General features: G+C 41.0%; 10 protein-coding genes. 8 read left to right on the forward strand and 2 right to left on the reverse strand.

Going from position 1 to position 12,469, the window contains the following annotated elements:
- Positions 1-36 precede the first annotated feature (36 nt).
- Complete coding sequence (locus D7Z94_RS01630; RefSeq protein WP_245967119.1) at positions 37-1,191, forward strand: lycopene cyclase family protein; 1,155 nt, start codon at positions 37-39, stop codon at positions 1,189-1,191.
- Here the strand turns inward: D7Z94_RS01630 and D7Z94_RS01635 are convergent.
- Positions 1,188-2,162, reverse strand: a complete 975-nt coding sequence (locus tag D7Z94_RS01635) for a polyprenyl synthetase family protein (protein ID WP_120710834.1) — start codon at positions 2,160-2,162, stop codon at positions 1,188-1,190. The two genes, D7Z94_RS01630 and D7Z94_RS01635, sit on opposite strands and share 4 nt — an antisense overlap.
- Positions 2,163-2,308: 146 nt before the next feature.
- Here D7Z94_RS01635 and D7Z94_RS01640 point away from each other — a divergent pair, with 146 nt between their 5' ends.
- The 6 genes from D7Z94_RS01640 (at position 2,309) to D7Z94_RS01665 (ending at position 10,014) form a co-directional block, all read left to right on the forward strand.
- The gene (locus D7Z94_RS01640) at positions 2,309-2,851 is read left to right on the forward strand and encodes an RNA polymerase sigma factor (protein ID WP_120709762.1); all 543 of its coding nucleotides are present in this window, start codon (positions 2,309-2,311) and stop codon (positions 2,849-2,851) included.
- An 11-nt stretch (positions 2,852-2,862) separates the two neighbouring features.
- Positions 2,863-3,267, forward strand: coding sequence for a hypothetical protein (locus tag D7Z94_RS01645; RefSeq protein WP_120709763.1), 405 nt, complete (start codon positions 2,863-2,865; stop codon positions 3,265-3,267).
- Between the two features lie 89 nt (positions 3,268-3,356).
- Complete coding sequence (locus tag D7Z94_RS01650; RefSeq protein ID WP_120709764.1) at positions 3,357-3,962, forward strand: TetR/AcrR family transcriptional regulator; 606 nt, start codon at positions 3,357-3,359, stop codon at positions 3,960-3,962.
- Positions 3,963-5,309 carry a TolC family protein gene (locus D7Z94_RS01655; protein WP_120709765.1) on the forward strand — a complete coding sequence of 449 codons (1,347 nt, stop codon included), beginning with the start codon at positions 3,963-3,965 and terminating at the stop codon, positions 5,307-5,309. It abuts the gene before it with no gap.
- A 33-nt stretch (positions 5,310-5,342) separates the two neighbouring features.
- The gene (locus tag D7Z94_RS01660) at positions 5,343-6,509 is read left to right on the forward strand and encodes an efflux RND transporter periplasmic adaptor subunit (RefSeq protein WP_120709766.1); all 1,167 of its coding nucleotides are present in this window, start codon (positions 5,343-5,345) and stop codon (positions 6,507-6,509) included.
- 7 nt (positions 6,510-6,516) lie between these two features.
- Positions 6,517-10,014, forward strand: coding sequence for an efflux RND transporter permease subunit (locus tag D7Z94_RS01665; protein WP_120709767.1), 3,498 nt, complete (start codon positions 6,517-6,519; stop codon positions 10,012-10,014).
- A gap of 81 nt (positions 10,015-10,095) precedes the next feature.
- Here the strand turns inward: D7Z94_RS01665 and D7Z94_RS01670 are convergent, their stop codons facing one another.
- Positions 10,096-10,443 carry a toxin-antitoxin system YwqK family antitoxin gene (locus D7Z94_RS01670; protein WP_120709768.1) on the reverse strand — a complete coding sequence of 116 codons (348 nt, stop codon included), beginning with the start codon at positions 10,441-10,443 and terminating at the stop codon, positions 10,096-10,098.
- A 253-nt stretch (positions 10,444-10,696) separates the two neighbouring features.
- Between D7Z94_RS01670 and aspS the strand changes: the two genes are divergently transcribed.
- Positions 10,697-12,445, forward strand: coding sequence for an aspartate--tRNA ligase (aspS, locus tag D7Z94_RS01675; protein ID WP_120709769.1), 1,749 nt, complete (start codon positions 10,697-10,699; stop codon positions 12,443-12,445).
- Positions 12,446-12,469 lie beyond the last annotated feature (24 nt).

Below are 12,469 nucleotides of genomic sequence, written 5' to 3' on the forward strand. Positions count from 1 at the left end.
TCTATATTCCCTACTTTTAAAGGCAAGATTTGGCATTTGCAAAACGATAGCACACCATATGACTATATCATTATTGGAGCGGGAGCTGCAGGTCTCATGCTCGCCGAGGCTATGGGGAAAGACACTTTTTTCCAGGACAAATCAATTTTATTGTTGGACAAGGATGCCAAAAAAACCAACGACCGTACCTGGTGTTTTTGGGAAAAGGGAGCTGGACGTTTCGATGATATTGTACACAAAACTTGGACCCATATTTACTTCGCCGGTCAACAATTTTCCCAAAAGTTCCCTATCGCACCCTATTCCTATAAAATGCTTAGGGGTATTGATTTTTACACTACCTATCTGAATCGGATTTCAAGCTGTTCCAATATTACATTTAGACAAGAAAAAGTGTCCATCATCAAGGAGGATTCCAGTACCGTTACCGTTGTTACAGAAAAATCGGAATACAAAGGGAAGCAGGTTTTCAACAGTATATTTGACTACCAAATGACTGCTGGCCAAAAAAAATATCCTGTGCTCCAACAACATTTCCTTGGATGGTTCGTAAAAACTGCTCGTCCTATTTTTGATATAGATCAGGCTACTTATATGGATTTTTCGGTTCCGCAAAAAGGGAATACCCGATTTATGTACGTTCTCCCCTTCTCCAAAACGGAAGCTTTAGTGGAGTACACTTTATTCTCGGAGGATTTACTTTCCGAGGATGAATATGAAGTCGCCATAGAACACTACCTTGAACAAAAGCTTAAGAGCACGGATTTTGAGATTACGGAAACGGAAAAAGGCAGCATTCCCATGACCTGTTATGATTTTAGTGAACACAATACCCTAAAGACATACTATATCGGCACGGCGGGCGGATGGGCCAAACCCAGTACGGGTTATACCTTTATGAGTACGTCTAAAAAGATTCCTATCCTAGTGGAATTCCTAAAAACCGGTAAGCCCTTGATCGACTTGAGTTTTAAGAACCGATTTTGGTATTATGATCTGCTGTTTCTGGATGTACTAAAGAAAAATAATGCCATTGGGTTTGAGGTATTCGAAGCTCTCTTCAAAAATAGAACGCCCCAACAGGTCTTTAAGTTCCTGGATGAGGAAACCAATTTTTGGGAAGACTTGGGGAATATTTGGGGAAGTCCAAAAATTCCCTTTACCAAGGCACTGCTTAAGCGATTGTTCTAGACCTTCCGCCGCATCAAGTTTTCACCAAATTCTTGTAATGGGGCCTTTTTATCGGCAGAAATATCTAACTTTTTCAAACTATCAAAAGCCTTTTGGGTATAATGACCTATTTCCGCCTCCGTACTTTTCGCCGCTCCGGTATCCGTGAAAATATCCTTAATGGAATTGATTTTGGCCGATGGGTCTTCGGGTTTAATGGAGTATAAGTCCAATAGCTCTTTTTTTTGTTCGGGCGTACCCAAATCCAATGCTTTGAGGTATAAGAAGGTTTTTTTGTTTTCGATGATATCACCGCCAACTTGCTTGCCAAAGGTCTCCGAATCACCAAAAGCATCTAAAAAATCGTCCTTTATTTGAAAGGCGATACCCAGATTAAGCCCAAAATCATAAACCGCATCCTGGGCATCCGCGGGAGCTTCGGCCACGATAGCACCCATTTTCAAAGTTGCCGCCACCAATACCGCCGTCTTATACTCTATCATCTTTAAGTATTCGGAAATGGTTACGTCCTCTCTCTCCTCGAAATCCATATCATATTGCTGGCCTTCACATACTTCCAATGCCGTTTTACTAAAAAGTTTTGCTAAATTCCGGAACATAGGATCCTCGTAATTTTCAAATAACTGGTAAGCCACAATGAGCATGGCATCACCCGACAAGATTCCGGTGTTTACATTCCATTTTTCATGTACCGAGGGTTTACCCCTTCGCAACGGGGCCCGGTCCATGATATCATCATGCACCAATGAAAAATTATGAAAAACTTCAACAGAAAGAGCGGCATCCAATGCCTTTTTATAATCAACTCCAAAGATTTCAGCAGTCATGAGCACCAATACAGGTCGCAAACGTTTCCCCTCCAAATTCAGAATATAGGTAATAGGTTCATATAGGTTTCTGGGTTCCTGAGCCTTTACTCTCTTTTCTAAATACGAAATGAACTCGGAACGATAGAATTCTATGGATTGCATTGTAACAAATTTCTCCAAAAATACACCTATTGCCAACATCTTGAGCGGTGCACAGTGGAAATAGTAATGGATTAAGTGAAATAAAGTGCAATAGATTTGAAAACCTTCGTCTATATAATTGAAGTTTTCCAATAACTCACTTTTGAATGGTTTCGAATACCGAAAACTACACCAAATTAAAAACCTTTTTCAACGACGAATATCATTCGCTGAGATTCTACGTAAGATCGCGAATAGATAATGCCGCGGATAGGGATGCGGAGGATATCGTGCAGGACGTTGCCCTTAAGCTATTCTCCAGGGCCGATAGTCTTTCGCCGATTGAAAATATAGCGGGCTTTGTTTATAATTCGATACGAAATAAGATTATTGACCTGATGCGGACCAAGAAGTCCGAAAAGCATCTGGAAAGCGAAATAGAAGATCGATTTATAGAGTTTGTGGAAGTGTTCTATGGCAAAACGGATAATGCGTATTCCGACCACATGAAAAATGAATTGAAGCGGGCAATTTTCAATTTAAAACCGGATTACCGAGACATTTTACTCGCTGTTGATTTTGAGGGTTATAGTTATAGGGAACTATCCGATGAAACAGGTGTCCCCCAAGGAACATTGATGTCTAGACGCCATCGAGCGCTAGCATTATTATTGACACAATTAAAATCAGAAAAAAATAACAATAATTAAAATTTGAAAAAATGGAAGATCATTTAGAGCGCATCGTAAAGACCAGGGTTGAAAAAAAAATCACCAAAGCATTCAAAATATTTTTCGCCATTATAGCCGCAATAGTCTTTGTATTTCTCTTCGGGTATGTAATCATGTGGTTATGGAATTGGCTTATGCCGGATATTTTCGGTCTAACACAAATTACCTATTGGCAAGCTGTTGGTATTCTTGCGTTGGCCAAAATTTTATTTGGAAGCTTTGGAGGCCATCATTCAGGAAGTAAATCAAAATCCAGGAAAAGTTGGAAATCCAGAAATTGCCAAAGTTCAAAAAACGATTTTTCAGAATGGAAGTATTATGATAGCTACTGGAAGGAGGAAGGTGAAAATGCCTATAGGGAATATGTGGATCGAAAAAAACGAGAAGAACAATGATATCTGTCAGTAGCAATGTTAAATAATTGCAAAACCTTGGAAACTTTTAATGTGTTTTAAGTTTCCCGATGTATATTTGCGGCCTTATTATGAAAGAAGAAATCTTAGAAAAGGCTACGGATATGTTCTTGAACTTGGGGTTCAAGAGTGTTACCATGGATGATTTGGCCAACGAAATGGGAATCTCCAAAAAGACCATTTACACCCATTATGACAATAAGACTAAACTGATAGAAGATAGCACTTTCCACCTTTTTTGTGGTGTATCCAAGGGTATAGATTACATATGTTCCCTGGAAAAGAATCCGATTGAGGAAATCTATGAGATCAAAAAATTCCTTATGCTGCATTTGAAGGGCGAAAAGTCTTCTCCGCAGTATCAACTGCAAAAGTATTATCCAAAAATTCATGAGAACATCAAGCAAAAACAATTTGAAATGATGCAAGATCGTGTTTTGGACAATATAAAAAGAGGTATGGAACAGGGCATATACCGTGAAAACCTAAACATTGATTTTGTTTCGCGAATCTATTTCTTTGGAGTCACTAGTATAAAGGACCATAACCTTTTTCCAAAAGAAAAATTCACAGCAGAATCATTAATGGACAATTATTTAGAATACCACCTAAGGGGTATAGTAACACCCAAGGGAAGAAAAATATTGAATGCAATTATCAACTCAAACCAAGAATAGATGAGGAATCATTTTATAGTGTTCTTTGCACTTTGTGCCATTACATTTACATATTCGCAGGAACAAGTGGAACAAACCTATAGCTTCTCTTTGGAAGAGGCCATTGCCTTTGCCATGGAAAACAACTATAGCTCAATTAACGCCGATAGGGACTTAACGGATGCCCAAAAACAAAAATGGGAGGTTATTGCATCAGGGCTTCCGCAAGTTGATGGTACCGTAAGCTACCAAAATCAATTGAAGCAACCGGTCTCCTTGATCCCCTCTGAATTTTTTCCGGATGGGGAGCCGGGAACATTTACGCCGGTAGTCTTTGGTGTACCGCAGCAGATTATTGCAACTGGAACCCTAAAGCAGCAGATTTTCGATGGCTCCTATATTGTAGGTGTACAGGCCACTAAGGCTTTTTTAAGATACAGTGAGCATAACAAGGAGAAGACCGATTTGGATGTCCGAAAAGCGGTTGTAGAAGCCTATGGTAATGTTTTGCTCGCCCAGGAAAGCGTGGACATTTCCGAAAAAAACAAGGCAACCTTGGAGAAAAATTTGTTCGAAACTCAAAAGCTCTTCGAAAATGGTCTAGGTGACGAAGAAAGCGTAGAGCAGTTGGAAATAACCCTTTCCTCCGTGGAGAACCAACTTAAAAATGCCATTCGCTTTGAGAAAATTACATTACAGATGCTAAATCTTATTATGGGTATAGATATAGATGCGCCTACCCAGCTAGAAGAGAATCTGGATAATTTGACGCAAAGCCAGATGCAGTTTAGGCTTTTGGAATCTGATTTTAATATCGAAAAAAACGTAGATTATAAATTGGTCCAAAACCTCAACGAACAACGTTTCTATGAATTAAAATTGGCAAAAAGCAAGGCATTGCCAACATTGAACGCTTTCGTCAACTATGGTACATCTGCTTTTGGAAATAATTTTGAGTTTTTCAATAGCGATCAGGATTGGTTTGAGTTTTCAACATTTGGTGTAGACCTCACCATTCCTATCTTTAGTTCTTTAGGCAGAAGTGCCAGTACGCAACGTGCTAAAATTGCTTTGGAGAAAGCCAAAACACAACTGTCGGAGGCCGAGGAGCAAATAAGATTGCAGTGGGAAAGGGCAAAAAGCGATTTCATCTTTGCCACCGAAGAGTATGAAACGGCCAAGGAAAATTTAAGATTAGCCGAACGAATCGAAAATAAGAACCAAATAAAATACTCTGAAGGTATTGCAAGTAGTTTTGAATTACGACAGGCACAGACCCAATTATACGATGCACAACAAGGGTATCTTCAATCCATGGTGGATGTCATCAACAGGAAAACAGATTTGGAAACCATTATTAACGAATAAGCATATAAAATAGCAACTAATAAACCTAAAAAAATGAAAAAAACAATATATGCACTAGCGACCGTTATGATAATTGTGGCCTGCGGGGGTTCTGGCCAGCAATCCATAGAGGCTTTGATTGCAGAAGGAGATCTTGAATCCCTACGCGCGGAAAAAACCAAAATTTCAGGAAAACAGAAAGAGCTGGAAACCAACATCAAACTTTTGGATTCCGTAATTGCCATTAAATCTGGTGAGGAAAATCTACCATTAGTTACCACTTTGGTGGCTACCCCGGAAAAATTTAATCACTTTTTAGAACTTCAAGGTAATGTACAAACAAAACAGAATGTGTTGATCTATCCCGAGATGGCGGGAACACTACAACGTGTTTATGTGAAGGAAGGCGACAAGGTAAGAAAAGGGCAGCTGTTGGCCACCATAGATGATGGGGGTGTTGGAAGCCAATTGGCACAATTAAAAACACAGGCAGCATTGGCCCAAACAACCTTTGAACGTCAGAAGCGGCTATGGGAGCAAAAAATAGGTTCGGAAATCCAATATTTGCAGGCCAAGTCCAACTATGAAGCCACAGAAAGCGCGGTTAATCAAGCAAAAAGTCAGCTGGATAAATCAACCATAAGAGCTCCATTTTCTGGAATTATCGATGATGTCATAAAAGATCAGGGGACAGTGGTGGCCCCTGGAGTCGGTTCAGAGGTATTCCGCATTGTAAACCTATCCGATATGTATGTTGAGGTAGATGTTCCTGAAAATTACCTCAGTGGTATTCAAGAAGGAAAAGAAGCCAAAGTTTTCTTTCCGGTCTTACGGGATACCGTAGTGTCTACGATTAGACAAACCGGAAATTTCATTAATCCTGGCAATAGGGCCTTTCGCATAGAAATATCGGTACCTAATAAAGAGGGGAATATAAAACCGAATCTTACCGCGCGGGTAAGCCTTAACGATTATACGAATGAGTCGGCTATCTTAATTCCCCAAGGCATTATTTCTGAAAATGCCGAAGGACAGCAATATGTATATGTTGCAGAAAAAATGGGCGAGGACAAAGCCACGGCCAATAGGCGAATTATTGAAACCGGACTGGCCCAAGGTAGAATGGTAGAAGTGCTTTCCGGGGTTACCGAAGGCGAATTATTGATCGAGGAAGGTGCTCGAAATATCAAGGAAGGGCAAAATGTAAAAATACTGAACTAATAAAGCGATGAGCAGACAAAAGAAAAACGCCAACAAAGAGTTTAGGCTATCTTCCTGGGCCATAGACAATCCCTCGGTCATCTATGTTATGATCGCCATTTTCTTATGGGTAGGTTTTAAGGCCTATCAGGCTATGCCACGAGAGGATTTCCCGGAAATTGTGGAGACCAAAATCTATGTGAGCACCTTGTTTCCCGGAAATACTGCCGAGGATATGGAACGGCTCGTTACCGATCCTCTGGAAGACCGACTGAAAAACCTGAGCAATGTGGTAGAAACCATTTCTACTTCACAGGAAGACTACTCCATTATTACCGTGGAATTCGATGAAGAAATTACGGTAGAGCAGGCTAAGCAGAATGTAAAGGACGAAGTTGACGTTGAAAAGGCAGGCGAGGATTGGCCTACCTTTAATGGCGCCAAGGTAGAGCCCAATATCTTTGACCTAAACCTGGCAGAGTCCTTTCCTATAATGAACGTTAATTTCACCGGAGATTATCCTGTTGAAAAATTAAAGGAATATGCCGAGTATCTGGAGGATGAAATAGAGAATCTGCAGGAAATCAAGGAGGTAGATATTAGAGGAGCACAGGAAAAGGAGGTAGAAGTAGCCGTAAATGTCTATAAAATGATGGCTGCCAAGGTAAGCTTTCAAGACGTTATAAATGCCATTGCCAATGGCAACATGACCATGTCCGCTGGAAACATCAAAACCAGTGAACAACGCAGAACCATTCGCATACTAGGAGAAATTGAAAACCCTCAGGAGCTAAATGATTTTGTCGTTAAGTCCGAAAATGGGGCGGTTTACTTAAAAGATATTGCATCTATTTCTTTTGATGAGGAAGAAAAAACCACTTATGCGCGGGAATTTGGTGAAAGTGTGGTTATGCTCGATATCAAAAAACGATCGGGCAAAAACATGATCGAGGCCACAACCAAAGTCCGGGAACTGGTAAAAGAGGCACAGGAAAACTATTTTCCGGCCGATCTTAATATTTCCATTGCTAATGATTCTTCGAGCCGAACCTTGAACCAAGTAGATGATTTGGTCAACAATATTATTTTCGGGATTATCCTAGTGGTTACCGTATTAATGTTTTTCCTAGGATTTCGTAACGCACTTTTTGTAGGTTTTGCCATCCCAATGTCCATGTTCATTTCATTCACCATATTAAATCTATTTGGGAATACGCTGAATACGATGATTCTGTTCGGAATGATTATGGGTCTGGGAATGCTGGTGGACAATGGTATTGTGGTGGTCGAAAACGTATATCGTTTAATGGGAGAGGGCATGTCCAGAATCCAGGCTACCAAGAAAGGTATTGGAGAAATCGCTTTCCCGATTATTATCTCCACCTTGACCACCGTCGCAGCTTTCGTGCCACTAGGGCTATGGCCCGGAATCTTTGGTCAGTTTATGATTTTCTTTCCGCTGACGCTGTCCGTAGTTTTAGGGTCCTCATTGTTTGTGGCCATCTTCATGAACTCCATGTTGGTATCCCAATTTATGGAGACCGGTCAAAAAGAGCTCGACATAAAGCAATTGATACGGACTACAGGTATTTTGGCCGCTGTTGGTATTTTTATTTTTATCGTTGGTGGCGCGGTACGCGGACTCGGTACGGTAATCGTTTTCACGGCTATCATGTTCTGGGTATACAAATACTTCCTTAAGCCCTCGGCCAACCGCTTTCAGAATAGTATTATGCCGCGTTTCGAGAACTTTTATGAAAAGCAAATAAAAAATGCCCTAAGGGGAGGAAATGTATACTGGTATTTTGGCATCACCGTTTCTTTACTGGTCGTGACCTTTATGCTCTTTGGGATGTCCATTGGTGCCGGCCGAACCAAAATCGAATTTTTCCCGGACAATACCCCAAATGAAATCTATGTTTATATCGAATATCCCCAAGGAACTTCCATTGAAAAAACGGACGAACTGACCAAGAGTGTTGAAAAAAGGGTCTATGAAGTGGTCAATAGGCCAAAGTATCGAAATGGGGAAGAAAGCTATTTGGTAGAATCTGCAGTTTCCCAAGTTGGTGAAGGTGCAGGAAATCCCCAGACGGACGGAGGTTCCTCGGCCGAAATGCCGCATAGGGGCAAAGTAACGGTTTCTATGCGTGAGTACAAATACCGGAACGGATTGGATACTGAAGAACTACGAGGCGCCATTCAGGATAATTTAAAAGGGATTTATCCCGGAGTTACAATCTCCGTGGAAAAGGATTATAACGGCCCTCCGGCCGGCTATCCGGTAAATATAGAATTGGAAGGCAAAGACTACGATCAATTGATCAGTACTGCGGAAGAGATTCGGAACTTTATCAATACCAAGAGCATCCCTTTTATAGAAGAACTAAAAATTGATGTAAACAAAAGCAAACCCTCGGTTCAGGTCGTTGTTGACCGTGAAAAAGCAGGTGAACTTGGGGTTGCCGTGGGACAAGTGGGTACACAGTTACGACGTTCACTTTTTGGCGAGAAAGCCGGGGTTTATAAGTTGGATGGAGAAGACTATGATATCAATGTCCGATTTGATGAAAGCATTCGGTTTGATAAGAATGCCCTGTTCAATCAAAATATCATTTTTAGAGATCAAGCTTCCGGACAAATTAAGGAAGTACCGGTATCCGCCGTAGCCCAACAACGAAACTCCTCAGGATTCAGTGCCATTAAACATCGGGATGGAAACCGCGTGGTTACTGTTTATTCCGGTCTTGAGGCCGGGGGCAACCCCGCCGAGGTCGTAGCACAAGTCCAAGAAGAAATGAAAAATTTCAACGGTATTCCGGAAGGGGTAAAAATAGACTTCACGGGCGAAATCGAAGAGCAGAACAAGCAAATGCAATTCTTGGTTGGAGCCTTTTTTGGTGGTTTGGGATTGATAATGCTCATCTTAATTTTTCAGTTCGGAGGTATTTCCAAGCCGCTTATTATTATGATTGCCATTTTCCTAAGTTTTATAGGTGTCTTTGGTGGATTGATGTTGACCGGCTGGCCCTTTGTAATCATGATGACTATGATGGGGATTATTTCCCTTGCTGGAATTGTGGTTAACAATGGAGTGGTACTTCTTGACTATACCCAGATATTGATCGACCGTAAAAAGGTAGAGTTGGGTATGGAGGATAAAGATTTGTTGAGCATGGAGGATGTAACCAAAATAATTGTACAAGGTGGAAAAGCCAGATTACGCCCTGTAATCTTGACGGCTATTACCACGGTCTTAGGTCTGATCCCGTTGGCCATTGGTCTGAATATAGACTTCTTTTCCCTTTTCTCCGAATTCAATCCTAGGGTTTACATGGGTGGGGATAACGTAATTTTCTGGGGTCCGTTGGCCTGGACAGTAATCTTTGGATTGATAGTGGCTACTTTCCTTACCCTGATTATAGTTCCTGTACTCTTTAATATTACATACCGCATCAAGGTACGTCTAAGGGGAAGCGGGAAAAAGACCGAAGTAAACGAAAAAGAATTGGAAGCAGCAGCTTAGTCAAGTATACATTTCTTTACCTTAAATAAAAATGGCCCCGATAAAAACCGGGGCCATTTTGTTATATCACGTTAACTTATTTCAATTTATAACAACGGGTTTTGCGTTCTTGGATTCGACTACGCTAGCAATCCTATTGTCCGCAAAATCTACTTCCTTAAGTAATTCTCCTTCCCAGAAAAGCCATTTTCCTGAGCGTTTGCCCATCTCATACTTCCCCTTTGCTATCTTTTTACCGGCTTCATCGAACATTGTCCACTGTCCGTGCAGTTTTCCTTCTAAAAAATAACCGGTCTGTGCTATCTCACCATTATCGTGAAAATACGTGGCCTTTGTTAAATCACCTTCCTTCTCAAAGGTGGGTTTATTTTCTTGGGCATTCATTCCCAACGTGAATGTAAGTGCCAGTAGTATTGTGAATAATTTCATTGTATTATGGGATTTAGATTCGTATTTCCTTCATATTAACGACACAAAGATACATTTATTTTACAAAAAATACATGTTTACATAACTTTTAGTTAACATTAAATTTACATTGTAAATGTAATAATCTAATTTTAAGATATTTATGACTTTTGTCAGTTTATAATCTTTTCTATAGTTTTTTGGAAAAATCCATCAAAATCGATGGTCTTTAAAGAAGGATACTTCTTAACTTTGCCGTCCAAAACCAGAATATATGTACAGGAGCCATACCTGCGGTGAATTAAGGAAATCCCATAGCAACACTTTGGTCACGCTCACAGGCTGGGTACAGAAGACCAGGGATAAAGGCTTTGTCGTCTGGGTAGATTTACGAGACCGCTATGGCATTACCCAATTGGTGTTTGATGAAGAACGTACCTCTAATGATGTATTGGAAAAGGCGAGGAGTTTAGGCAGGGAATTTGTGATACAAGCCAAAGGGAAGGTCATTGAAAGAGCTTCCAAAAATCCGAACCTTCCCACAGGGGATATAGAGGTTTTGGTAAATGAGCTTACTATTCTCAACACATCCAAAACACCACCATTTACCATTGAAAATGAGACCGATGGTGGCGAGGATCTTCGAATGAAATATCGTTATCTGGATATTCGTAGAAATCAGGTAAAAAACAATCTTATCTTCAGAAGCAAGGTAACCATGGAGGTACGCAAATATCTCTCGGAGCAAGGATTCATTGAAGTGGAAACACCTTATCTCATAAAATCAACACCTGAGGGTGCGCGCGATTTTGTGGTGCCCAGCCGAATGAACGAAGGACAGTTTTACGCCCTTCCGCAATCACCACAGACTTTTAAACAATTATTAATGGTGGGTGGAATGGACAAGTACTTTCAGATTGTTAAATGTTTTCGGGACGAAGATCTACGTGCGGACCGACAACCTGAATTTACACAAATCGATTGTGAGATGGCCTTCGTGGAACAGGAAGACATCCTTAACACCTTTGAGGGCCTTACCAAACATTTGTTGACGGAAATTAACGGAATTGAAATAGATGCTTTTCCCAGGATGACCTTTGACGAAGCCATGAGGCGCTTTGGAAACGACAAGCCTGACATCCGTTTTGGAATGGAATTGGGAGAATTAAATGAAGTAGCCCAACATAAGGATTTCAATGTATTCAACTCTGCGGAATTTGTTGGTGGTATAGCAATACCAGATGCAGCCATCTATACCAGAAAGGAAATCGATAGATTAATCGATTGGGTAAAACGTCCACAGGTTGGTGCAAAAGGTATGGTCTACGTAAAATGCAATGAGGATGGGACCTTTAAATCATCTGTTGATAAGTTTTATAATCAAGATGACCTTGCTAATTGGGCAGAAGTTGTTGGAGCCAAGGCCGGTGATCTCATCTGTGTATTGTCCGGCCAGATTCATGAGACACGGGCTCAATTAAGCGCGTTACGCATGGAAATGGCAGAACGTTTGGGGCTGAGGAAACCCAATGAATTTGCTCCTTTATGGATAACCGACTTCCCATTGTTGGAACTGGATGAGGAAACGGGTCGCTACCATGCCATGCACCATCCATTTACTTCACCCAAGCCCGGACAATTGGACCTTTTGGATACCGATCCAGGAAAAGTAAAGGCCAATGCGTATGATTTGGTCTTGAACGGCAATGAAATTGGTGGTGGGTCTATCCGTATCCATGACAAGGAGGTCCAAGCCACCATGTTCCATCATTTGGGTTTTACCCCAGAAGAGGCACAGGCCCAATTTGGATTTTTGATGGATGCATTCCAATATGGTGCCCCGCCACATGGTGGTATCGCCTTTGGTTTGGATCGTTTGGTCGCCATTTTAGGCGGACAGGAAACCATTAGGGATTTTATTGCCTTTCCCAAAAACAACAATGGTAGGGATGTGATGATCGATGCTCCCTCCCCTATTGACCGTGAACAATTGGATGAGTTGGGACTGAAACTACAGAAATAGTCAATAGACCTATACTTAGAACAA

It is taken from the genome of Ulvibacterium marinum, from assembly GCF_003626755.1.
In the GTDB taxonomy this organism is placed as follows: domain Bacteria; phylum Bacteroidota; class Bacteroidia; order Flavobacteriales; family Flavobacteriaceae; genus Ulvibacterium; species Ulvibacterium marinum.